This window comes from Chryseobacterium sp. FG46 (genome assembly GCF_057809135.1).
In genome coordinates this window covers 17,853-42,120 of the sequence record NZ_JBMDJJ010000001.1, presented here as the reverse complement: position 1 = coordinate 42,120, position 24,268 = coordinate 17,853, and the positions used below count along the sequence as shown (strand labels likewise).

Sequence of the window (24,268 nt, the reverse complement as noted above, 5' to 3'; positions counted from 1 at the left end):
AAAAAACTATAAAAACGTAGTGTTTTTTACATTTTTTAATTATATTTTTGTGTTTATGCTAATTAAAAAAATATAAATTATGGGATTTGTAAAAGAATTTAAAGAGTTTGCCTTTAAGGGTAATGTTCTCGATCTTGCTGTCGGTGTGATCATTGGGGCAGCATTTGGTAAAATTGTTTCCTCTTTAGTGGAAGATGTAATCACTCCTCTGATACTCAACCCGGCATTAAAAGCAGCCGGTGCAGAAAACATTTCAAAACTTTCATGGAATGGTGTTGCTTACGGAAATTTTATTTCCGCAGTAATCAGTTTCCTTTGTATTGCGATGGTTCTTTTCTGGATCATTAAATTCGCCAATAAAGTAAACAAAAAAGAGGCTGCAGCTCCTGCCGGACCTACAGAAGATCAAAAATTACTGATGGAGATCAGAGATTTGCTGAAAAGCAAAAATATCTAGTCTGCAAACAACAGTTTAAAATAAAAAAGCACCTCGGTTAGTAGACCGAGGTGCTTTTATTTATGATCCATTTCAAATTATTGAATCTGTAAGATACTTGAAATCTGCTCTGCAAGGGAAAGCCCTATTCTATCCTGTGCTTCAAGAGTAGAGGCTCCTGTGTGCGGGGTAAGAGAGATTTTAGAATGAGTAAGAATTTCTTTGGATGGTGTTGGCTCATTAATGAAAACATCTAATCCGGCAAATCTTACTTTACCTGAGTCCAAAGCCTCAATTAAAGCCGCTTCATCGATAACTCCACCTCTTGAACAGTTTACAATAGCCACTCCGTCTTTCATGATTTCAAATTCATTCTTTCCAATCATGTAACCGTCCTTCTGTGCAGGAACGTGTAAAGTAATGAAATCTGAATGTTTTAAAACATCCTGTAACGGCTCTGTTTCTATATCAACATTGATGAACTGATTGTTGTAAAATTTCACTTTGATACTTGCTCTTCCGACATTATTATCAGCGGCAACCACTCTCATCCCAAGTCCTAAAGCAATTCTTGCCACTTCCTGGCCAATCCTTCCCATTCCTACAATTCCAATGGTTTTTCCTCTCAATTCGATACCTGCAGCATATGCTTTTTTAAGACCTGCAAATTCAGTATCCCCTGCAACAGGCATTCTTCTGTTCGAATCCTGAAGAAATCTTGCCCCGGAAAACAAATGGGCGAAAACAAGCTCCGCCACAGATTCCGAAGAAGCTGAAGGGGTATTGATCACATGGATTCCTTTTTCTCTTGCATAATCTACGTCAATATTATCCATACCAACACCTCCTCTCCCAATAATGTCGATGGACGGACATCCGTCAATAATATCTTTTCTTACCTGTGTAGCACTTCTTACCAATAATGTGCGGATTTTGTGCTCATTAATATAATCTACTAAAAACTCCTGTGGAACTTTTGTAGTGATCACTTCAAAGCCTTTTTCTGTCAATGCATCTATTCCAGATTGATCCAGGCCGTCGTTTGCTAAAACTTTCATAAAATATCAAGTATATTAAAAAATGAAAGATTTAAAAATTAAAGGAACAGGTTCGCATTTAATCTTTAAATCTTTGAATTATATTTTTATTCTCCGTCTTCTTTGAATACTTCAATGGTTACTTGTTTTTCTACCAAATCCGTAAATCTTCCTTTGTATCGTGTAGCTCTTACCAGGTGGTTGTCTATCCAGTGATAATTTCCTCCTCTTGGTTTTCCGCAAAGCACGCTATGGTATTTGAAGCCATGCTTATCCAGCCAGTCGATTGTAATTTGTTTCAGATTTTCGGTTCTTGAAGTAAAAAAGCAAATTTGATGTCCTTCGTCATACCATCTGTTGATCGTTTCCAGAGCGTCAGGATATGGTTCGCAGGTAACCATTCTTTCCGGCTCTTCATTGGGAACGTCATCAGTAATGGTTCCGTCGATATCTATTAAGTAATTTTTTATTCCATCCTTTAGAATAGGACTAATGTGTTCAATGTATTCTAATTCCATTACTAAATATTAAGTAACAAAGTTAGCGTTTTTACAATTATCAGGCATGTTAATCTTAGTTTAAGTTAAAATTTTACTATAGAAAATAGTATCCAGAGAATAATATCAATAATTTATTCGTTATTTCACGCAAAATAGTTAAAATTTTTCGTTTTTAATTTTTCTTAAAACACTTGAGTTTACTTAAGTAAGTTTAAATTTAAAATGATACCGCAGAAAAGTTTACACAAGATGAAAATCAAAGATTTTCACAAAACTTAGGTGTACTTGTTACGCATAAGGCTTGGTTCTGAAAACTTTTGTGCCTTTTGTGATTAAAATAATGAACATAAAGTTTAAACAACCTCAAAGTAAATCAGGATTGCAGATAAAACAAATCGGAGAATGATAATTTTACCCTTTACTTTTTGTGTTTCCTTTTATCTTGTTATCATTATTATAAAAAGCATGATGTTTATCTAAAAATTTCCAAAATACATTTATTACTCTTACATTTGTAGGAATGGAAGAATTTGTCGTTTTAGTAAACCCTGAAGATGAAGTTTTAGGACTGATGGAAAAACAGCAGGCTCACATCAATGGCCTGTTACACCGTGCTTTTTCTGTATTTCTTTTCAACAGTAAAGGAGAAATGCTTCTTCAGAAACGGGCGTCAGGAAAGTATCATTCTCCCAACCAATGGACCAATGCGGTTTGCTCACACCCGCGAGAAGGGGAAACTTATCAGGAAGGAGCAGTACGCAGACTGAAGGAAGAACTGGGAATTGAAGCAGAACTTTCAGAAAAATTCAATTTTATTTATAAAGCAGATGTAGGCGGTGGTCTGTGGGAACACGAGCTGGATCATGTGTTTGTGGGAAGTCATGAAGCTGATTTCAATTTAAATAAAGAAGAAGTGGAAGAAGTAAGATTCATTTCCATGGAAGAGCTGGACAAGGAAATTTCCGAACATCCTGAAAATTTTACGGAATGGTTTAAAATCATCCTCGAAGAATATAAACACCATTTTTAATGATGAAAAAAATATTGTTCTTTTCTGCTCTTTTGACAGGAAGTCTGTTTTTTGCCCAAAAAGCAGGTGTATTTGACACTCCGAATTACTCTATCAATGTTCCTGAAGGCTGGAAATCCACTAATGACAGTGAGATTATCAACATTTTCCCTACCAGCCAGATTGGAGCTATTACCATTTCGGAATATCATGACCTTCCCCTGCCCAAGGAAGAAGTAAAAAAATTCATTCTGGCCCTTTATCAATCCCATGATGAAGAGAAAAAAGTAAAAGAAAAGAAGAGCCAGAAAGGGTATACAGAATATTTCTATGAACATTTCGATGAAAAAGAGAAGCTGTTCTGGATCACCAAAGCTTTTCAGAAAGACAAAAACTTATATTTAGTTTCCATCAATTGTGGCCAGAAGTTCTGGAACGGAAACTATATGACCTTATTCAATGAGACTTTTAACAGTTTTAAAATAAAGAAATAAAAATTAAATATGAAGAAAACAGCCTTGTACGACAAACATGTTTCTTTGGGAGCTAAGATCGTACCTTTCGCAGGTTTTGAAATGCCTGTTCAATACTCAGGGGTTACAGAAGAGCACTTTGCCGTAAGAGAAAAAGCAGGATTATTTGATGTTTCCCACATGGGACAGTTTTTCATCGAAGGACCAGGTTCAAAAGATCTTTTGCAGTATGTAACTACTAATAATGTAGATGCACTTGAAAACGGAAAAGCACAGTATTCTTGTCTTCCGAACGAAAACGGAGGAATTGTAGATGACCTTATCGTTTACAAAATGGAAGATGACAAATATTTTGTGGTAGTAAATGCATCCAACATCGACAAAGACTGGAATCATATTTCAAAATACAACACTTTCGGAGCTAAAATGACCAACGCTTCTGATGAGATGTCTTTATTGGCAGTTCAGGGGCCTAAAGCTACTGAAATCCTTCAAAAGCTTACAGATGTAAACCTTTCAGAAATTCCTTACTACCACTTTACAGTAGGAACTGTGGCCGGAGAAAATAATGTGATCATTTCAAATACAGGATACACAGGAAGCGGAGGCTTTGAGATTTATTTCAACAATGCCAGTGCTGAAAAACTTTGGGATGCTGTAATGGAAGCTGGTAAAGAAGAAGGGATCATTCCTTGCGGATTGGCTGCCAGAGATACTTTAAGATTAGAAAAAGGATTCTGCCTGTACGGAAATGATATCGATGATACTACCTCTCCTATTGAAGCTGGTTTAGGATGGATCACTAAGTTTGATAAAGACTTCGTTTCTAAAGATGTTTTCGCAAAACAGAAAGAAGAAGGTATTACAAGAAAATTAGTTGGTTTTGAGCTTACAGATAAAGGAGTTCCAAGACACGACTATCCTGTAGTGGATGCAGAAGGAAATGTAATCGGAAAAGTAACTTCCGGAACACAGTCTCCAATGAAAAAAGTAGGTTTGGGCCTTGCTTATGTGGACAAACCTCACTTCAAATTAGGGTCTGAAATCTTTATTCAGGTAAGAAACAAGAACATTCCTGCAAAAGTGGTGAAAGCACCTTTTGTATAATTGAAAAAAATAACCAAAAGAGGCTGTGAACAAATCACAGCCTCTTTTGGGTTTATACCCAAACCTTATAGGTTTTAAAAACCTGTAAGGTTTATTATTTGCAAAATCAGTTTCCAGTTAAATTTATTCATTTACACCAAAGAACTTTTGCAATTCTTCCACATTCTTTTTATCATTTCCAACAAAAATCTCTTTGTCTGTTATAAAGACAGGTCTTTTAAGGAATGTATAGTGATCCAGCAATAATTCTTTAAAATCTTTTTCTGTCAATGATTTCACATCCAGCCCTCTCAATTTGATCTGAGTAGATTTTTTGCTGAACAATGCTTCGTATGATTTTGTTTTCTTATGCATTTCTGCCAATTCCTCTTTCGTGACAGGCTCTTTTTTTATTTCGCGAAGTTCCCAGTCTGTAAGATCAAATTGGGCTAAAATTTTTCTGCAGGTATCACAGGTGTTGAGATAAAATACTTTCTTCATTACTGTTTCTAAATCTGTTATTGGTTAAAATTCTCTTTCATTAAAAGTTTCGTCTATCAAAAGTAGGATTTAATCTAAAACTTTGGAAATTATTAAATAACTTTATTCAAATTTTATAAAGATGCAGAACAAGCCTATTACCTTTCAGTTTATTTCGGAACCTTCAGATGTTAATTACGGAGGAAATGTACATGGAGGAAGTGTCATGAAATGGATTGACCAGGCCGGTTATGCATGCGCGACAACCTGGAGCGGTAATTATTCTGTCACAGTATATGTAGGTGGAATCCGTTTTTATGATCCCATTAAAATTGGTGAAGTTGTAAAAGTAGACGCACAGGTGATCTATACCGGAACTTCAAGCATGCATATCGCCATCAATGTTTTTTCAAGAAATTTAAAACAGCCCAACTTCGAGAAGAAAACGCATTGTATAATCGTATTTGTTGCCGTAGATGAAAATGGAAAAAAGCTGCCTGTACCGAAATGGATACCGGAAACAGAAGAAGAGAAACAACAAGAAATATATGCAAAACGCCTGATGGAGCTGAGAACACAGATTGAAGATGAGATGAAGCCTTTTTTGTAAGGCGTGAGATGCGGAGTTTGGGTTTAAGAGTTAAATGTTCAAAGTTTAAGATTTAAAGTTTGTGGGTAATCAGCAGCCCGAAAACAACCAGCAACCAAGAAATTCTTTTTGAAAAACAAATTCTTCTTTTTATATTTGCACTATCAAAGGAAATGGTGTTCTTCCTTACCCAACCGCTTTACAAAAGCTGATGACGCCTGATTAAAAGATTATTAACAAATAACTAATCAGGAGTATTATGTCAAAAAATCAACGAACACTTGTTAAAAAAGCAGTTTTTCATACTCATTTTTTCTTCAGAAAATTTCCGGCGCTTCCTTATATTTTAAAATGGCTGTGTATCAGTATCATTATTGGTGCTTTGGTAGGAACAGCTTCTGCAGGGTTTCTTCAATCTTTAGAATGGGCAACTAATTTCAGAGAAAATCACCTCTGGCTGATTGCTTTACTTCCTGTTGCAGGATTTCTGATAGGACTTCTTTATTATTACTTCGGGAAAGATGTTGAGGCCGGAAACAATTTGCTGATTGATACAATCCATGAGCCTAAGGGAATCATTCCTTTCAAAATGGCACCTTTTGTTTATCTGGGGACAATTGCAACTCATTTTTTCGGAGGTTCAGCAGGCCGTGAAGGAACCGCACTTCAAATGGCAGGGGCTATTGCCGATCAGCTTACCAGACCTTTTAAACTTGACAGAAACGAAAGAAAAATATTGATTATTGCAGCTATTGCAGCTGGATTTGGTTCTGTTTTTGGAACACCACTGGCCGGCGCTGTTTTTGGTCTTGAGGTTTTTCTGATGGGAAGAATTCGCTACAATGCGATCTTTCCGGCATTTGCTTCTGCAATTCTGGCGGACTGGGCTACCAAACTCTGGAATGTGCAACATACCCATTATCATATTGATTTTATTCCTAAACTTGAGTTTTTACCAATTTTATATAGTATTCTGGCGGGAATAGCTTTTGGAATCAGCGCTGCTTCTTTCAGTAAAATCATCCACTGGATGGGTTCACTTTTCAAATCAAAAATCAAATATCCTCCGTTTCGTCCTGTTGTGGGAGGAACTATTATTGCACTTGCCGTTTTTGCAATGGGTACAACCCGCTATATTGGATTAGGAATCCCTGTGATTGCAGAATCTTTTGAAAAGCAGCTTCCGTTGTATGATTTTGCTTTAAAAATGATCTTTACCATTGTGACGCTTTCAGCCGGATTCAAAGGTGGGGAAGTTACTCCTTTGTTCTTTATCGGAGCTACATTAGGCAGTGCTTTGTCTCTGTTTATTCCTCTGCCTTTCGGATTATTGGCAGGAATGGGATTTGTAGCTGTATTTGCCGGAGCAACCAATACTCCATTGGCCTGTATGCTGATGGGAATTGAATTGTTCGGAGCAGAATCTGGTGTGTATGTAGCCATCGCCTGTGTAGTTTCTTATCTTCTCTCAGGACATAACAGTATTTATACAAAACAGAAGATTGGAGAGGCAAAAAACAGGAGGTTTGAAAACCAGCAGGACAGATCTATTTCGGATTTTTTATAAAGGTTTCGGGATGCGAAATGTGAGGTATGGATTTCGTATCCCGAAACCCTAAAACTCTCGAATTCTCCAACTCTCAAACTTAAAATCCCGAAGCTCATAATCCGCATCTCATTACTCTCAAATTCCCCAACTCCCCAACTCCCTCACTCCATTTCCAACTTTAATTCGTAATTTTACCCCATGTTCGATTACAGATTAAAAGTTTTCCACACGGTGGCTACCCGATTAAGCTTCACGAAGGCTTCAGAAGAGCTACACATCTCACAACCCGCTGTTACTAAGCATATTAAAGAGATTGAAACTCAGATAGGCGCTAAATTATTTGACCGTAAAGGAACTTCTATCCAACTGACTCAAAGCGGAAGAATTTTGTTTGAGCATGCAGAGAAGATCAGAAATATCTACCGTGACATGGAATTTGAGATCAGCCAGATCAGTCAGCAGCATAAAGGAAAATTGATTATCGGGGCAAGTACAACTGTAGCACAGTATATTTTACCGGAAATTTTAGCCAAATTCAATTCTTATTATAAAGATATTAAGATTGAACTTATTACAGGAAATACAGAAACAATCTCAACGCTTTTAAAAGAAGAAAAAATTGATGTAGGAATTATTGAAGGTGAATCACAGTCTTCTTATTTCGAGTATAAAACTTTTAAGCCCGATGAAATTGTTCTTGTCGCAAAGTCAGATCATCCTCTTGCTCATAAGACATTGCATTTAAAAGATCTCTATCAAGTGGATCTTATCTTCAGAGAGCAAGGTTCCGGGACTTTAGAGTTTATACAAAACAGACTCAGAGAAAAAGAAATTAATATCCATGAGCTGAATACCGTCATGCAGCTGGGAAGCAGTGAAAGCATTAAAAATTACCTTCTTCACTCGGAATGTATGGCATTTCTTTCCATCAGCACCATCCTGAATGAGCTTAAAAACAATATATTGACCGTTATTGATATTAAAAATTTCAGTATTGAAAGAGATTTTCATTTTATCTTACCTAAAGGAGACCAGTCTGAATTGATCAAACTTTTCCTGAGATTTGCAGAATGACAGGTGATAAGTGATAAGTGATAAGTGATAAGCAAAGATATAACTTTTAGTTATCCGACATAACGAAATACAATTTACTTTGTAATACTATTTTCCGGAATTTTGGTGCAGATTTTAAAAGTTCGCATTATGAAAGATTTCATTCAAAATGAAACGACACGGAAAGTTTTTTTTATTGTATTGGCAGTTTTATGTCTTACACCATTTATATCTTCACCTATAGCCCTGACTTTAGGATTTGTGCTGGCTGTTCTCATAGGAAATCCTTTTGAAAAACATCTGCATCATTATATCCATTTGCTGTTGCAGATTTCAATTGTTGGGCTGGGATTCGGGCTGAAACTGGATGAAGCACTTCACGCAGGAAAAACAGGTTTACTATTAACGGTTGTAAGTATTTTTACAGTCATGATTCTGGGGTATTTTCTGGGAAAAGTATTTAAACTGGAAAGACCTTTATCCTATCTTCTCTCTGCTGGAACAGCTATTTGTGGAGGGAGCGCTATTGCAGCAGTATCTCCTATTATTAAACCAAGCACCAAGCAGATCTCTCTTGCCCTGGCGATCGTCTTTACCCTAAATTCTATTGCATTATTCATTTACCCTGCCGTAGGACATCTTCTGAATCTTTCCCAGGAGCAGTTTGGACTTTGGTGTGCAGTAGGAATTCATGATACAAGTTCTGTAGTAGGTGCCGCCAGTAAGTATGGAGATGAAGCTTTGAAAATTGCAACTACTGTAAAACTGGCCCGTGCTTTATGGATCATACCTATCTCGTTGATTACCATGTTTATTTTTAAAAGTAAAGATTCCAAAATAAAGATTCCGTGGTTTATTGGTTATTTTATTGTAGCGATTCTTTTGAATACTTACTTCCCGTTTCTTGACCGTTTCAGTGCCTCCATTACAGTTTTGGCAAAATCAGGATTGAATCTGACCTTATTTTTCATTGGTTCTACCCTTTCTATTCAAACGTTGAGATCAATAGGATTAAAACCTTTATTAGTCGCAGTAATTCTATGGGTTGTTATCAGTACAGGAAGTCTGGTCTATATTATAGGATAATTATCTCTGTCGTTTATATTTTTTTCTTGATCTAGTTGTTTCGCTTCATGTACATCATTATTCAAAAAAAGCACCTATTAATAAATCATAGATAAGTGATGTATATTTGATGTATGTTTTTATTATTACGTTTTCGAAGGTATTATATAAATTCGCAATCAGAATGATTTTTATTTCTAAAAAAACAACAAATGAAAAAAACAATTGTAAACCTGTCATTTATATTACTACCTGGACTTGCCTTTTCACAGATAGGTATAAAGACAGCACAGCCTACAGAATCTGTAGATGTAGCCAGTGGAAATATCAGAATAAGGGATATCAATTCAAACATCAGTACTGATTCTACAGACAAATTGGTCGTTACAGATCCCAACGGGGTATTAAAAGTAAACAGCAGTTTATTTATTCCCAGCACTTCGGTAATAGGAAGTAAAACAACAAAAAGCTCTAATATTGCTGCGAACTTACAAGCAACTGTTATTTTTAATACCAATCCGCTTCTTAATAATTTTACTTATGCCTCAGCTACCGGTGTATATACAGCTTTAAAACAGGGATATTATCAAATTACAGCAACCGTAAACAAAGATATCAGTATGAATAATCCAACTGACGGATCATCGGCTGTTAGCCTATTAGTCAACAACATTGTCGTAAATATTATATTCAACGGATATCTTCCTGGAACACAATCAACTAATCAGAATTTCACCTATGTAGTATATTTAAACCCTGGTGATACTTTCAAACTTACTACTGATTACACCAGAACTTCTTCCATTACCTCAGCTCAGATTTCTGTAGTGGCTTTGGGGGGATAAGGAAATAATAAGATCCAGCCTAAACCTTTGAATAACAAAAGCCTTTTGAAACTCCAAAAGGCTTTTGCATATTAAATGTGGAAATGTTTATTTCGTATTGAAAATAATTTCTTAGATCTCCCCACAAGTATAAACCTGTGGACAGCCTATGTATATTGAGCAATAATCAGGACCAGTTACAGCACCAGAGCAGCTGCATCCGCAAAGAGATAAATCCGGCTTACCGCTTACTCCTCCAGTAATATTTTTCAAGTCTTGTTTTCTCAGTTTTTTAGCATTTTTCATAATGTTCATGTAGTTTAGTTTTGATTAAAAATAAAGTTTTAGTTACTTCCCAAAGTTAAACAAATATTAATTACTCGCAACAAAAATCAATATAAAAATTAATAAATTATTGATTATAACTTAATTATTACATCCAAAACAAGGATTATCAATATATTATTTATTAAACAATTTAAATTATTCTGTAAATTCAAGATCTCTGTCGTGGGTTTCTGAAATGGTAAGTGAAGAATAAAATGCCAGCCCGAATACTACCACTCCTACTATGGCAGCACTTTCCACCACCGCGAAATGACCTTTAAGGGAATCAAAAGCAAATATCATTACCGGCACCAATCCTCTTACCATATTGGGAACAGTGGTGGTTGCTGTATTTCTGATATTCGTTCCGAACTGTTCTGCCGCCAGGGTCACAAACATGGCCCAATATCCTGTTCCAAATCCCAGCCATACACAAAACAGGTAATATTTTGTTTCCGTATTGGTATTTCCGAATAACATGAATACCACTCCAATCAGGGTAAAAATCAGCATATAAAAGATGGCCATTTTCCTTGATTTTAAAGCATGGGAAATAAAACCACTCAAGAGATCACCCACAGAAATACCTATATAAGCCCACATAATTGCTTTTCCGGGGTTAATATCCTTTATTCCTAATTCAGGACCAAACTGATTGGCTAACACAGCCAGAATCCCTATGCAGTACCATGTAGGTAATCCTACCGCAATACATTTTAAATATCTTACCAACCGGTCTTTATTGGTAAAAAAAGATAGAAAATTCCCCTTGGAAACATTTTTATGTACAATATTTTTATAAATTCCGGATTCGGATACGCTGATTCTTAACAGCAAAAGTAAGATTCCCATTATTCCGCCAATGATGTAAGAGATATTCCAACCTCCGGCCAGTTCTACGGTAAGCTGGGCTACCACAGCCCCCATTAATCCGAACCCTGCAACAACCGAGGTTCCGATTGCCCTTAAGTTCTTCGGCAGACTTTCAGAAACCAACGTAATTCCCGCTCCAAGCTCTCCGGCAAGCCCTATACCTGCAATGAATCTTAACCCGGCATATTGGTACACCAAATGCTCTTTTGGAAAATAAGGAAGAAAGCCACAGGCGATGTTGGCTAATGAATACACTAAAATAGATCCAAAAAGAACAGAAAGTCTCCCTTTTTTATCTCCGAAAATCCCCCAGAAAACACCTCCTATGAGCAGCCCAACCATCTGGCAGTTCAGAATAAAGGTTCCGTCTGCATCAGGATTAAGCCCCAATGCCTTTAAACTGGGAATCCTAACAATTCCGAACAAAAGGAGGTCATAAATATCTACAAAATAGCCTAAGGCGGAAATAATAACGGGAATAGAAAAAATGTACTTCAGTTTTGAAGACAGGGACAGTTCTTGCATTTTTAAGTTTTGATAAAAATAAAAAACCTTTCAATTTCTTGAAAGGTTTTTATCAAATATCTTTTTCTGATTATTATCTGGCAATATTCACAGCTCTCGTTTCTCTGATTACTGTTACTTTTACCTGTCCCGGATACGTCAGTTCATTCTGGATTTTCTCGGAGATGTCGTAAGAAAGCTGAGAAGCTACTTCATCATTTACTTTTCCGCTCTCAACCATTACTCTCAGTTCTCTACCTGCCTGGATTGCGTAAGCACTGGATACTCCATCAAAGCTTAACGCAGCAGATTCAAGGTCTTTTAATCTCTGAATATAAGATTCCAATACCTGTCTTCTTGCTCCCGGTCTTGCTCCTGAGATCGCATCGGCTACCTGGATAATCGGAGATAATAATGACTTCATTTCAATTTCGTCGTGGTGAGCTCCAATCGCATTTACTACTTCTGGGTTTTCACCGTATTTCTCAGCCCACTGCATTCCTAAAAGAGCGTGTGGTAATTCTGATTCCTGCTCAGGAACTTTACCTATATCGTGTAAAAGACCTGCTCTTTTTGCCAGTTTTACGTTTAATCCTAGCTCAGCAGCCATTGTTGCAGCGATGTTGGCTACTTCTCTTGAGTGCTGCAGTAAATTTTGTCCGTAAGAAGAACGGTATTTCATTCTACCAACGATTTTGATCAGTTCAGGGTGCAATCCGTGGATTCCTAAATCAATGATCGTTCTCTTACCCACTTCAATGATTTCCTCCTCGATCTGTTTTCTTGTTTTTTCTACTACTTCTTCAATTCTTGCCGGGTGAATTCTACCATCGGTAACCAATCTGTGAAGGGACAGTCTTGCAATTTCTCTTCTTACAGGGTCAAAACATGAAAGAAGAATAGCTTCCGGAGTATCATCAACAATAATTTCTACTCCTGTTACTGCTTCTAAAGCACGAATATTTCTACCTTCTCTACCGATAATTCTACCTTTTACCTCATCAGACTCAATGTTGAAAACTGACACTGAATTTTCGATAGCCTGCTCGGTTCCAATTCTCTGAATCGTTTGAATAACAATTTTTCTTGCTTCATTCTTGGCATTCAGCTGAGCTTCTTCCATGATACTCTGAACATGTGCCTGCGCTCTTGTTTTCGCTTCTGCTCTCATGGTTTCCACTAATTCAGCTTTAGCTTCTTCAGCAGTATAATTAGAGATTTTTTCAAGTATTTCTACTTTCTTCGCAGTTGCGATATCCAATTCCTGCTGTTTTCTTTCCAGAATTTCGTTTTTCTTAGCGTAATCTGCAATCTGCTTATCTAAATCTTTTTCAAGTTTGCCCGTCTTGCTAAGTTCGTCATTCAGCTTGTGTTCCTTGTCTTTCGTTCTCTTTTCAACTTCCTGCATTTTCTTTTCGCGGGCTTGAATATCAGCATCATGCTGTGATTTCAGTTCCAGGAATTTTTCTTTAGCCTGAAGGTTCTTTTCTTTCTTTATGGATTCAGCTTGTACGTTAGCTTTTTCTATAAGGTTTTCGGCATTTTTCTTTGCATCATCTATGATGAATTTTGCTTTAGTATTCAGAGAACTTTTGGAAAAAAATATTCCCACTACAGCTCCAATTACTAAACAAACAACACCGACTATAACTTCTATCATAATTTATATTGAGTTTTAATTGTATTCATATCCTTTGTTAAATAAAAAAGCCCACAATAATCCAGAGATTGAGAGTAAACTCCTAATCAACACGATTTGAACTGATTTCCACTGTCTGTAATCCGGAAATCCGGCACGCCATTCGATGGACATTTGTTCGGTATTTGTTTAGCGTTGAGTTTACCTTTAATGTGTTAGAATTATTGTAGGCAGTAACTTTTCAGGAAAAAAATCTATTTCCCGATTTCATTCAACGACTGATTAATCTGCGTTAATCTTTCGTTGGTTGAATTAATATTTTTTTCGTAATTCAGAGAAACTACTTCTGCATTGGTTCCCAGTTTAAGGGCGCACATTGCCAAAGCATCCTGTTTATCTCTTACATCGAAATTTTGTTCAAAATCTTTAATCATATTCTCGATCTGCTTCCCTACTTTACGCAAAGTTTCTTCCTCTGCTGCCGGTACGTTCAGCGGATACACTCTTCCTGCAATGTTGACGGTTATTCTCCTTACCTCCATTATAATCCACTGTTTTGAAGCTGAGCAATACAGAAATCAATTTCTTTCACCAATCGGTTGATATGGTTTTTCATTAACCTATTGTGTTCAGGATTTCCTGATATTGCTGAATAAAGTTTTATATTTTTTTGTTCTTCTGCTAATACCTGATTCTTTCTTCTTTCCTCATCATACTTCTTCTTCAACTCTTGATGCTCAATATTTAATTCTTTTAAATTTTCCGTAAGATTTTTATAGTTCTTTTGCAGAGTCGAAATCTTTCTCTCTAATTCTGAAAAATTGTTTTCTAAATCTTGAAGCATTTCAGGTTTGTATATTCTAACTAAAAGCAAAAATAAAAAAATAATAACACTAACAAAAATAAAACACTCTATATTTTGATATAACAATAAAAAAGGAGGCGCCAGCGCACCTCCAGTGTATTTTTCTATACATAATTTTTTATTCAAATTTCAGAACGAACATTACCGCTCTTGTCTGCAGTGTAGAAATTGCAGATGACCAGTAAGGAGGTGTAGTAGCATTATCTGCCACTTTCTCATTGTTCATGAAGAATGTTCCTCTTACAGCAGGAGTCAGTTTAAATTTGTTGAAATAAAACTGAATTCCCATTTCTGCAGACCATGCAAAATTATGTGTTGTAGATCTGTAGATTCCCTGCATATTGTCATCTGTAGAACTTGAATTAGACTGAAGGTTTACAACATAGTTCACCCCTGCAGCAACGTAAGGTCTTGAATTGTACCATCTTTGACCATGAAGTTCCAGAAGTACCGGAATATCAATCAAGGTAGATTTAATTTCTCTTACTTTATCCTTTTCCTGTAAAGGGAATGGCATAAAAGGAGGATTGGTTAAAGATCCACCCGCATAAATGTCATTGGATTGAGTATTAAAAGTCAACTGTCTTTGTGCAAACTGTAACCCCGGCTCTACTCTTACATCAAGATAGTCATTCAGTCTCCATTTTGCAATAAGCCCGGCACCGAAACTATAACTTTCCTTAGAGGTAACAAGGTTTTCATTATCATTCATCCCATATTTCGGATGCAAAACAATGCGGTAATCCAGTCTGTTCCCGTTCAAATAAAAACCCCAACTGAATTTCTGTTCGTCGAAATCTTCCAACTTGTCCATTCTGTTTCGGGTTCTGAATTGCGCGTTCGCAAAAACGGCAACATTTACTGAGGTTAAAACCAGTGCTTTTAATAGAAATTTATTCATAGGTTACTTTGTTGCTTTATAAATTGTGGCTATACCTAAACTTAATTTTTTATATTCAACTTTCTTAAATCCCGTATCTAAAAGAATTTGCTTCATCTTCTCCCCGAAAGGAAAAGCATTTACAGAATCCGGAAGGTATGTATACGCCCTATTATCCTTAGAAACCAATCTGCCGATGGCAGGCAATATATTTTTGAAATAAAACATATACAATGGTCCCATGAAACCCTCAACCTTTGAAAACTCCAGTATATAAACACTCTTGTTATCTTTAACTACTCTTCTTAACTCTGCCAAACCTTTGGTAAGGTTTTCAAAATTCCTTACTCCAAATGCAACGGAAACAGCATCAAATCTATTGTCCTCGAAAGGTAAATTTTCTGCATCTCCTTTTTGCATGGAAATTTTGCCGTCTAATTTAAGTTTTTTTATTTTAATAACGCCAACATTCAGCATTTGTTGTGATAAATCTAATCCAACTACTTTAGAACCGGTTCCTTTTTCAATGGTAATTGCCAGATCTCCTGTTCCTGTAGCCACATCCAGCACTTCCTGCGGATTATCATTTTTCATCCATCTTACCAGTTTATTCCTCCACAAAACATCAATTTTCATGGATAAAACATGGTTCAGAAGGTCATACTTCGGTGCAATATTGTCGAACATATCCTCTACCTGGCTCTTTTTTGTAGCCTCTGAATTGTAGGGAGTTACTTTGGTGATATCTTTTGTCAAAACTTAAAACTTGTAATATTCTTTGTAATAATTTAGGTAATCCTGCTTTCTGAAGATTTTAGATCGTGATTCCACTTTCTGGATATTTTTGATCACTTTGTCATAATCTTCATCTACATTGTAATAAAAATCTTCTGTGTAAAGCTTATTGAAGCGTCTTGCTCCTCCGTAATAATCCTTTCCGTCAATAACAGTTTTATCAAGATGAGCCAGTAATGAATCCTTTTTAAGGTTATATCCATAATACTGATCATTTACATAGTAATCCTGATGAGTAATATTAATCAGACCACGAAGTTTATTCACTTCAAATGCCGAATCGTAAAGCATTTTTTTGTTCTGATCAAAAACCTGAATAGAGTTTTTCCCTTTATTCAGATCCACATGCACATACTGCCCCGCGGAAATAATTCCTTCAGATCCGTTATTGATCTTAAAGTAATACGTATTCGGGGTAGGATTATCTACCACATAATAATTCTTCTTGGCTAAAAAAAGGAAGTAGATCCCAAAGGCAACGATAAATGCCACAGCTGCAATAAGTAAGCCTTTTAAGGACGAGTTGTTTTTCATAGATTGTAAAGTACAATTTTTGCAAATTTAATAATATTTTTAATTCTCCGTTATTAATATTAATTATTAACTTTGCATCTTTAAAAAAATCATATAAACGAATGCCGAATACGATCATTATTGGCTCTGGATCTTATATTCCGAACAGAGTTATTGGTAGAGATTACTTCATGAATTCCGAGTTTTATACTGAAGACGGGGTAAAGATTGAAAAGCCTGTGGAAGAGACCATTGCGAAATTTGTAGAGATTACAGAAATCGAAAACAGGAGATTCATTGAGGATGATCTTTCCAACTCACAAATCGGTTATGAAGCTGCAAAAATCGCCCTTGAGGATGCAAAAGTAGACGGCGAAGAACTGGATTATATCATCTATGCAAGCAATTTCGGGGAAGTTACAGAACACGGATATGCTGATTTTATGCCTACAATGGCAGCCAGAGTGAAGAATAAACTGGGAATCAAAAACAGAAAATGCGTAACGTACGATATGCTTTTCGGATGTCCGGGATGGGTAGAAGCAATGATTTTGGCGGATAACCTTATTAAAGCTAAAGTAGCCAAAACAATTCTTGTTATCGGAGGAGAAACTTTAAGCAGAGTAACAGATCCACATGACAGAAACAGAATGATCTTTGCAGACGGCGCAGGAGCTGTAGTAGTAAAAGCAACGGATGAAGAGAATGTAGGGATTATTGCTCACAACACTATTTGTGACAACGGACCGGAATTAAACTATCTTGAAAACCAGCCTTCCATCAATAAAGAAGTAGATCAGAGACGTCTTTATGTAAGAATGTTAGGAAGAAAAATCTATGAGTACGCGCTTAAAAATGTACCGGTTGCGATTAAAGATACCATTACAGATGCAGACCTTTCTATTGAAGATATAGATAAAATCTTAATTCACCAGGCGAATGCCAAAATGGATTATGCAATGATTGAGAGACTTCACAGGCTTTATGATGTGAAAGAATATGATCATGCCATCTCTCCTATGACGATCCAGGATCTTGGAAACACGTCTGTAGCAACAATTCCTACCATGTATGATTTAATAATTAAAGGAAAAATGGAGGGTCAATCGTTTAAAGATAATGGTAACATTGTGATGACTTCGGTAGGTGCCGGAATGAACATCAATGCTATTGTTTATAGATTTCCTAAAAAGTAATATTTAAAACATTAAAAATATAAAGCACAGGGAAGTTTATTCTTTGTGCTTTTTTTATCAGAACATGCAAAAGAATTTTTTAATCATCGCCGGAATCTTCCTCTTTCTGGAAGTGTATATTTATCAGGCTATCAGAACACTTACCGATAATTCCTGGATCAGAATCGGATATTGGATCATATCTTTAATTGTGTATGGAATTTTCGCATATGAAGTTACCCACTACCAAAGATCAGACAAAAGCATGGTAAGGGCTCAGATCATGATTTCATTATTTTTGATTTTCATTCTTCCGAAAATTTTTGTGGTTCTGTTTTTATTAATTGATGATATTATCAGAACCGGAGGCTACCTGATAGGCTTTGCCAAACCATCGGAAAATTTCTTCCCGGAAAGACGAAAGTTCCTGAGCCTGGTTGGATTGGGAATGAGCGGTGTTCTGTCAGCTCTTTTTATCGATGGAATTACATTTGGAAAGTACAGACATAAAGTGAGAAGAGTAAGAGTTAATTTTGCTAACCTTCCGAAAAGCTTCAAAGGCTACAAAATCATTCAGATCTCTGATGTTCACAGCGGAAGTTTCTCTGATCCCGGCAAATTAGAGCATGCCATTGAGCTGATCAACGAACAAAATCCCGACCTTGTACTCTTTACCGGAGACATGGTAAATAACGTTGCGGACGAGTTTAAACCTTTTATCCCTTTGTTTTCAAAAATAAAGGCTAAAGATGGCAAATTTGCAGTATTGGGAAACCATGATTACGGAGATTACGTAACCTGGGAATCACCAGCTGCCAAAAAAGAAAATCTTGACACCTTAATTGGTTATGAAAAACAAGCAGGTTTTGATCTGCTGAGAAACGAACACAGAATCATCGAAAGAAACGGAGAAAAGTTATACATTCTAGGCGTTGAGAACTGGGGATTAAAACCCTTTCCTCAGTTTGGAAAAATTGATGATGCTTTAAAAAGCATACCTGAATCTGCCACTAAGATTTTAATGAGCCACGACCCTACCCACTTTGATTATGTGGTAAAAAAACATCCTGCCAATATCCACCTGACTCTTTCGGGACACACCCATGGAATGCAGTTTGGTCTGGATCTTAAAAACGTAAAATGGTCACCGGTACAATACAAATATCCAAAATGGGCAGATTTATACGAAAGTGAAGGAAAGCTGCTGTATGTCAACAGAGGATTCGGGGTATTGGGTTATCCGGGAAGAGTGGGTGTATTACCAGAGATTACACTTTTTGAGTTGAGTTAATAAGGGATGCCGGTTGTTTTGGTTCCTGGTTATCTACCATGTTAAACTCTCAAACACAAAATCCCTAATTCCGGCAACCTAATATCTGCCTACTAACACCTAAAAAATATAATCTTTCATACGGGAAGTAGCCATTTCCCTATTATTGAGAAAAGTGAGGAGGGCATCTAATTTGTCCTCCATTTTTTTGCCCGAAAATATGCTTCGGTAAAAAGGAATATCAAAACGGTATTTCCTGAAATCTGTAAACTGCCATGTGTTCAGATAGATCAGTACAAATTCTTCATTCTGCAAAGTTTCCAGCACCATATTCTGATAATACTTCATCGGCAGAATCTGAAATACAAAATCATTATAAGGCAGCTGACTGTATGGAGAGATACTTTCCGGAACAATACTCAATCCGTCCTCTTCTGTAATTTCGGTATCTCTTTTGAGTCTTTTGAAGGGGAAAAGAATATTGGCATTGTCGATATTGGAAACATAATTAAATTCCATAAGCTTCAAAATTTCCTGAGAAACTTTTACATCTTTCTGACGGATTCCCCTGATCTGTTTTTCCAAAAGATCCTGAATATTCTTCTTGGCATTTTCTATTTCTTTCGGATTTGACCCTTTATTGTAAAAAGCAATTTCATGCCCTTTGGATGAAATTGCTTTTATTAAATTCTGAAGTTTTTCGGTAAGAGAAACCTCTATAAAAAAACTTGATTTGACATCATGAATATCTAAAATTCTAAGAATCGCTTTGGTATTATCTTCTGTAATTTTCAGTCTCTCATCAGCAGTAATCTGGAAGCCGTTTTTCACTTCAGCTTCGATACATGTGATGTTAAAAGTCAATAATATCATTTAAATTAAAATTTATATAAATTCTATAAAATATTAAAAATCAGATGTTAAAACAATTATTAATTAAAGCGTTACTTTACATTATTAATCCTTACCTAATTTCACTCTCAGATTCTTGATCATATCTTTTGTCATTTCAGAAATCCCGAAATCATAAGTAAGATCCCAGTCTTTTTTAGCGACTGAATCATCAATAGAAGCCGGCCATGAATCTGCAATTGCCTGTCTGAAATCCGGCTTATAATCGATCGTAAAATCCGGAATTTCTTTTGTGATTTCTTCTGCCAGTTCTTTTGGAGTAAATGACATTCCACCCAAATTATAGGAAGAACGAACTGTTACACTTTCTTTGGGAGCATCCATTAATTTCAAAGTTGCGTTGATGGCATCATCCATATACAACATCGGCATTCCTGTATTCTCTGAAATGAAACTGGTATACTTTCCGTCTTCAATTGCTTTATAGAAAATCTCAACGGCATAGTCGGTAGTTCCACCTCCTGCCGGAGTTTTCCAGGAGATCAATCCAGGATATCTGATACTTCTTACATCTACACCATATTTGTCGAAATAGTATTCACACCACTTCTCCCCTGCCATTTTAGAGATCCCGTAAACAGTTGTTGGATTCAACACTACATCCTGTCCTACATCATGCTTTGGAATTCCTTTCCCAAATACAGCAATTGAACTTGGCCAGAAGATCTTTTTAAGAAGCCCTTCTTTTGCCATTTCACAAAAATGAAGCAATGGTTCAAGATTCAGTTTCCACGCAAAAATCGGCTGCTTTTCCGAAGTTCCGGATAAAAGCGATGCCAGATGGTACACTGTAGTAATATCGTAATCTTTGATCACCTGTCTTACCAATTGGGTGTTGGTAACATCCATTCTTTCATAGTGTCCGGCAGAAGTAATTCCTTCCTGCCATCTGTCCAATCCTGAAGCAACAACATTTTCCGCTCCGTGGATTTCAACAAGTCTGTTCGTCAATTCGGTACCAATTTGTCCCAAGGCACCTGTAATCAGTATTCTTTCCGTATAGGATTCCATTTTTCAGATTTTTTAGAATTCTACAAAAGTAAAAAAAACATGTCAACCATAATAAAAAAGGTGCATTTAAAAACATTTCTCTGCTAAAAAATACTGATAGCCAGTGAAAATTTTCCTGAACAATAGAAATAATCAAATGCAATCATCACAAGCTGACATTAACTTAAAATTCAATAATTTTGCTGTAAGAAAAAAACAATCATATGAAGAAGATTTTAATTGCTTCGATGCTTTTGGCGGCACAGCTCAGCTGGGCTCAATTTACTGACATCAATATCATCAAAGAAGTACAGGTAAAGAACAAAGGTGTTGTGGTCTCCGCACATCCATTAGCCAGTGAAGCCGGAGCCAAAATCTTAAAAATGGGCGGAAATGCATATGACGCTGTTACCGCAACACAATACGCCCTTGCTGTTGTGTATCCGCAAGCTGGAAATATCGGAGGAGGAGGATTTTTGGTAGGTGTGAAAAATAACGGTGAAAAATTTACACTGGATTACAGGGAAACGGCTCCGAAAAAAGCTTCCAGGGACATGTACATTGATAAAAAAGGAAAAGCAGATACAGATCTTTCCCAAAACGGAAGGCTGGCAGTAGGAATCCCGGGAAGCGTAGCAGGATTTTTTGCGACACTGAAATACTGCAAACTTCCTATGGAAAAAATTATCCAGCCTGCGATTGATCTTGCTGAAAAAGGATTTGCCATCACCGACAAGGAAGCAGACATGCTGAACAGCCAAAGGGAAAAATTCCAGAAACATAATAAATCTTCTATTCTCTTTGTAAAAGATACTCCATGGAAAGCAGGGGATCTTCTGGTTCAAAAAGATTTAGCAGAAACACTAAAGCTGATCCAAAAACTAGGTGCTAAAGGTTTCTACGAAGGAAAAACAGCTGATCTTCTGGTTGCTGAAATGAAAAGAGGCAACGGAATTATCACCCTGGAAGATCTTAAAAATTATAAAGTTGCTGAGAGAAAAGCACTGGAATTTGATTATAAAGGAAATAATGTTGTTACCATGCCTTTACCTTCAAGCGGTGGAGTTCTTCTTGCGCAAATGCTCAAAATGGCTGGTTTTGAAAATCTTGAAAAGTACCAGCAAAACTCTGCAAAAGCCGTTCAGATTATGACGGAAGCAGAACGAAGAGCATACGCAGACAGAGCAGAATATATGGGTGATCCGGATTTTATTCAGGATAAAACCTCTTATCTGATCTCGGATGAATATCTGAAAGGAAGATGGAAAAGCTTCAGTTTTGATAAGGCAACTCCAAGCGCAGAAGTCGGTAAGATTATAGAACAACCTAAAGAATCTATGCAGACTACTCATATTTCCGTATTGGATAAAGATGGAAATGCCGCTTCTGTAACCACCACACTTAATGGATACTATGGAAGTAAAGTTCTTGTTTCGGGAGCCGGATTCTTTTTAAATAATGAAATGGATGATTTCTCTATCAAACCAGGTGTACCGAATATGTTTGGAGCAGTAGGCGGTGAAGCCAATTCAATACAACCTAACAAGAGAATGCTTTCTTCTATGACTCCCACCATTATTCTTAAGAAAGGAAAGCCTTATATGGTAGTGGGAACACCGGGAGGAACTACAATCCCGACTTCAGTGTATCAATCCATTGTGAATGTGGTAGATTTTAAACTGAATGCGAATATGTCTGTCAATGCACCAAAATTCCACCACCAGTGGCTTCCGGAAACCATAACGGTTGAAAACAACTTTCCGGAAAGTACTATTTCTGAACTGAAAAGTAAAAATTACATCATCGAAAAGACAAAGTATATTGGAAAAACGGAAATGATTGTTCTTGATGAAAACGGAAATATCCATGCTGTTGCAGACGGCCGTGGAGATGATTCTGTTGCAGTGGAATAATTTATACAAACTAATAAAAACTGTGACTTGGGCTTCATTCTTTGAATGAAGCCCAAGCTTTTTTAAGCATTTTAGAAAACAAGCTCTACAGATTCTTTTCAGTGACTTTTGTCATGTTTCTAGATAAATTTTCTTAATTTTCCCTCTTAAAAAAACAAAACGACTGTTCTTTGAAAGCAAAAAAAATATACAATCAGCTTTATTTCCAGGTGATTATAGCCATTATTGCGGGTATTCTTCTTGGAAAATTTCATCCTGAACTAGGTGAAAAAATGAAACCGTTGGGAGACGGATTTATCAAATTGGTAAAAATGATTATCGCTCCGGTCATTTTCATTACGCTTACTTTGGGAATCGCCCACATGACCGATTTGAAAAAAGTGGGCAGAATTGCAATCAAAGCAATGATCTACTTTTTCACCTTTTCAACTCTGGCTCTTATCATCGGATTATTAGTAGGAAATATTCTACAGCCGGGTCATGGTTTACATATTGATCCTTCTACTCTTTCGGGTGATGTTTCACAGTATCAGGCAAAAGCGCATGAATCTACTCTTACGGGTTTCATTATGAATATTATTCCGGAGACATTATTCAGTCCGTTGGTGGGCGAAAATATCCTTCAGGTTCTTTTGGTGGCTATTTTAATGGGAGTTGCTTTGGTTTTAACAAAAGAAAAGAGCCAGAAAGTAACTGATTTTCTACAGGACCTGTCAACTCCGGTATTTAAAATTGTTCATATGCTGATGAAACTGGCCCCAATCGGAGCTTTTGGCGCAATGGCATTTACCATCGGAAAATATGGCCTTCATTCTGTTCTGAATCTTATATTCCTGGTAGGTACATTTTATATTACGTCTATCCTTTTTGTCGTTCTGGTATTGGGAGCAGTTTCATGGTATAACGGATTTAATATTTTTAAACTCCTTTTCTATCTTAAAGAAGAGCTTCTTCTGGTTTTGGGTACAAGCTCATCAGAGTCTGCTCTTCCCGGAATTATGGAAAAACTTGAAAAAGCTGGCTGTTCAAGGGCTATTGTAGGTCTTGTAGTTCCTACCGGATATTCTTTCAATCTTGACGGAACGAATATCTATATGACGCTGGCTTCTCTCTTTATTGCGCAGGCATTAAATATTCATCTTCCTATTGAAAAGCAACTGATGCTTCTTTTGGTGGCTATGTTAAGTTCAAAAGGGGCAGCTGGCGTTACAGGTGCAGGATTTGTTACCCTTGCAGCAACACTGGCCGTAGTTCCTGAAATTCCGATTGCAGGAATGACCTTAATTCTTGGAATTGATAAGTTCATGAGCGAATGCAGAGCTTTGACCAACGTAATTGGAAATTCCGTAGCTACTGTAGTAGTGGCCAACTGGGAAAAACAGCTTGATAAAAAACAGCTTCAATACTGCCTGGATCATCCTGCTGAAGTAGAGAAAAAGCTCGAAGTTTAGATAGGCTGCAGATAACAGGTTTTAGGTTGCAGGAATTGAATAAATAATGTCAATAGTCAA

Annotated in this window: 26 protein-coding genes and 1 riboswitch; of the genes, 13 read left to right on the top strand and 13 right to left on the bottom strand. The window is 36.6% G+C overall.

The genetic code is table 11. The features are described from left to right. Positions 1-79 precede the first annotated feature (79 nt). Entirely contained in the window at positions 80-457 is a 378-nt protein-coding gene (gene mscL / locus ACODR7_RS00205) for a large conductance mechanosensitive channel protein MscL (protein WP_488836293.1), read from the top strand. Positions 458-534: 77 nt separating this feature from the next. Here mscL and ACODR7_RS00200 read toward each other — a convergent pair whose 3' ends face one another. Both ACODR7_RS00200 and ACODR7_RS00195 read right to left on the bottom strand, forming a co-directional pair. Next, on the bottom strand, positions 535-1,494 hold the full coding sequence (locus ACODR7_RS00200) for a D-2-hydroxyacid dehydrogenase (RefSeq protein WP_488836291.1): 960 nt from the start codon (positions 1,492-1,494) through the stop codon (positions 535-537). An 86-nt stretch (positions 1,495-1,580) separates the two neighbouring features. Next, positions 1,581-1,991, bottom strand: a complete 411-nt coding sequence (locus tag ACODR7_RS00195) for an LNS2 domain-containing protein (RefSeq protein WP_002980498.1) — start codon at positions 1,989-1,991, stop codon at positions 1,581-1,583. Positions 1,992-2,493: 502 nt separating this feature from the next. Between ACODR7_RS00195 and idi the strand changes: the two genes are divergently transcribed. From idi to gcvT, 3 genes are read left to right on the top strand one after another with little or no spacing between them, the layout of a single operon-like run. Then, complete coding sequence (gene idi, locus ACODR7_RS00190; RefSeq protein WP_110367290.1) at positions 2,494-3,003, top strand: isopentenyl-diphosphate Delta-isomerase; 510 nt, start codon at positions 2,494-2,496, stop codon at positions 3,001-3,003. Then, positions 3,003-3,476: a hypothetical protein gene (locus ACODR7_RS00185; protein WP_076594219.1), complete on the top strand. Its 474-nt coding sequence runs from the start codon at positions 3,003-3,005 to the stop codon at positions 3,474-3,476. The genes idi and ACODR7_RS00185 overlap by 1 nt, the downstream gene beginning before the upstream one ends. Before the next feature lie 9 nt (positions 3,477-3,485). Next, a complete protein-coding gene (gcvT, locus tag ACODR7_RS00180; protein ID WP_488836288.1) occupies positions 3,486-4,562 on the top strand; it encodes a glycine cleavage system aminomethyltransferase GcvT in 1,077 nt (358 codons plus the stop codon). A gap of 123 nt (positions 4,563-4,685) precedes the next feature. On the opposite strand, the gene ACODR7_RS00175 is transcribed toward gcvT, so the two are convergent. After that, the gene (locus ACODR7_RS00175) at positions 4,686-5,042 is read right to left on the bottom strand and encodes an arsenate reductase family protein (RefSeq protein WP_076594217.1); all 357 of its coding nucleotides are present in this window, start codon (positions 5,040-5,042) and stop codon (positions 4,686-4,688) included. A gap of 121 nt (positions 5,043-5,163) precedes the next feature. Here ACODR7_RS00175 and ACODR7_RS00170 point away from each other — a divergent pair, with 121 nt between their 5' ends. The 5 genes from ACODR7_RS00170 to ACODR7_RS00150 all read left to right on the top strand — a co-directional run bounded on the left by ACODR7_RS00170 (position 5,164) and on the right by ACODR7_RS00150 (position 10,122). Beyond that, entirely contained in the window at positions 5,164-5,631 is a 468-nt protein-coding gene (locus ACODR7_RS00170) for an acyl-CoA thioesterase (RefSeq protein WP_047432118.1), read from the top strand. 139 nt (positions 5,632-5,770) lie between these two features. Then, positions 5,771-5,838, top strand: a riboswitch (Fluoride riboswitch). A gap of 31 nt (positions 5,839-5,869) precedes the next feature. Further along, positions 5,870-7,177: a voltage-gated chloride channel family protein gene (locus ACODR7_RS00165; RefSeq protein ID WP_488836285.1), complete on the top strand. Its 1,308-nt coding sequence runs from the start codon at positions 5,870-5,872 to the stop codon at positions 7,175-7,177. A gap of 180 nt (positions 7,178-7,357) precedes the next feature. Further along, the gene (locus tag ACODR7_RS00160; protein ID WP_488836283.1) at positions 7,358-8,233 is read left to right on the top strand and encodes a LysR family transcriptional regulator; all 876 of its coding nucleotides are present in this window, start codon (positions 7,358-7,360) and stop codon (positions 8,231-8,233) included. Positions 8,234-8,362: 129 nt separating this feature from the next. Beyond that, entirely contained in the window at positions 8,363-9,298 is a 936-nt protein-coding gene (locus ACODR7_RS00155) for a YeiH family protein (protein WP_488836282.1), read from the top strand. Between the two features lie 191 nt (positions 9,299-9,489). Further along, positions 9,490-10,122, top strand: coding sequence for a hypothetical protein (locus ACODR7_RS00150; RefSeq protein ID WP_488836280.1), 633 nt, complete (start codon positions 9,490-9,492; stop codon positions 10,120-10,122). Positions 10,123-10,233: 111 nt separating this feature from the next. Here the strand turns inward: ACODR7_RS00150 and ACODR7_RS00145 are convergent, their stop codons facing one another. From ACODR7_RS00145 to ACODR7_RS00110, 8 genes are all read right to left on the bottom strand, one after another. Next, a complete protein-coding gene (locus tag ACODR7_RS00145) occupies positions 10,234-10,416 on the bottom strand; it encodes a hypothetical protein (protein ID WP_089695591.1) in 183 nt (60 codons plus the stop codon). A gap of 168 nt (positions 10,417-10,584) precedes the next feature. After that, positions 10,585-11,826, bottom strand: coding sequence for an MFS transporter (locus ACODR7_RS00140; RefSeq protein WP_488836278.1), 1,242 nt, complete (start codon positions 11,824-11,826; stop codon positions 10,585-10,587). A 73-nt stretch (positions 11,827-11,899) separates the two neighbouring features. Beyond that, positions 11,900-13,465 (bottom strand): ribonuclease Y, encoded by a 1,566-nt coding sequence (rny, locus tag ACODR7_RS00135; protein ID WP_076597039.1) that lies wholly within the window; start codon positions 13,463-13,465, stop codon positions 11,900-11,902. 233 nt (positions 13,466-13,698) lie between these two features. After that, a complete protein-coding gene (locus ACODR7_RS00130; protein WP_034695967.1) occupies positions 13,699-13,986 on the bottom strand; it encodes a cell division protein ZapA in 288 nt (95 codons plus the stop codon). Continuing rightward, positions 13,986-14,435, bottom strand: a complete 450-nt coding sequence (locus tag ACODR7_RS00125) for a hypothetical protein (protein ID WP_488836275.1) — start codon at positions 14,433-14,435, stop codon at positions 13,986-13,988. The genes ACODR7_RS00130 and ACODR7_RS00125 overlap by 1 nt, the downstream gene beginning before the upstream one ends. Further along, positions 14,428-15,210, bottom strand: a complete 783-nt coding sequence (porT, locus tag ACODR7_RS00120; protein ID WP_034695972.1) for a type IX secretion/gliding motility protein PorT/SprT — start codon at positions 15,208-15,210, stop codon at positions 14,428-14,430. Before porT ends, ACODR7_RS00125 begins: the two co-directional genes overlap by 8 nt. Before the next feature lie 3 nt (positions 15,211-15,213). Beyond that, entirely contained in the window at positions 15,214-15,945 is a 732-nt protein-coding gene (gene ubiE / locus ACODR7_RS00115) for a bifunctional demethylmenaquinone methyltransferase/2-methoxy-6-polyprenyl-1,4-benzoquinol methylase UbiE (RefSeq protein ID WP_488836273.1), read from the bottom strand. Positions 15,946-15,948: 3 nt separating this feature from the next. Then, positions 15,949-16,518: a hypothetical protein gene (locus tag ACODR7_RS00110; protein WP_114820567.1), complete on the bottom strand. Its 570-nt coding sequence runs from the start codon at positions 16,516-16,518 to the stop codon at positions 15,949-15,951. Between the two features lie 101 nt (positions 16,519-16,619). Here ACODR7_RS00110 and ACODR7_RS00105 point away from each other — a divergent pair, with 101 nt between their 5' ends. Next, complete coding sequence (locus ACODR7_RS00105) at positions 16,620-17,693, top strand: 3-oxoacyl-ACP synthase III family protein (protein ID WP_488836271.1); 1,074 nt, start codon at positions 16,620-16,622, stop codon at positions 17,691-17,693. 64 nt (positions 17,694-17,757) lie between these two features. Beyond that, entirely contained in the window at positions 17,758-18,963 is a 1,206-nt protein-coding gene (locus ACODR7_RS00100; protein WP_488836269.1) for a metallophosphoesterase, read from the top strand. Positions 18,964-19,062: 99 nt separating this feature from the next. Here ACODR7_RS00100 and ACODR7_RS00095 read toward each other — a convergent pair whose 3' ends face one another. Beyond that, positions 19,063-19,815, bottom strand: a complete 753-nt coding sequence (locus ACODR7_RS00095) for a polysaccharide deacetylase family protein (RefSeq protein WP_488836267.1) — start codon at positions 19,813-19,815, stop codon at positions 19,063-19,065. A gap of 84 nt (positions 19,816-19,899) precedes the next feature. Then, a complete protein-coding gene (locus tag ACODR7_RS00090) occupies positions 19,900-20,865 on the bottom strand; it encodes an NAD-dependent epimerase/dehydratase family protein (protein ID WP_488836265.1) in 966 nt (321 codons plus the stop codon). A gap of 203 nt (positions 20,866-21,068) precedes the next feature. Here ACODR7_RS00090 and ggt point away from each other — a divergent pair, with 203 nt between their 5' ends. Both ggt and ACODR7_RS00080 read left to right on the top strand, forming a co-directional pair. Further along, positions 21,069-22,757 (top strand): gamma-glutamyltransferase, encoded by a 1,689-nt coding sequence (gene ggt, locus ACODR7_RS00085; protein WP_488836263.1) that lies wholly within the window; start codon positions 21,069-21,071, stop codon positions 22,755-22,757. Between the two features lie 170 nt (positions 22,758-22,927). Further along, a complete protein-coding gene (locus ACODR7_RS00080; protein WP_488836262.1) occupies positions 22,928-24,208 on the top strand; it encodes a dicarboxylate/amino acid:cation symporter in 1,281 nt (426 codons plus the stop codon). The last annotated feature ends 60 nt before the right edge of the window (positions 24,209-24,268 follow it).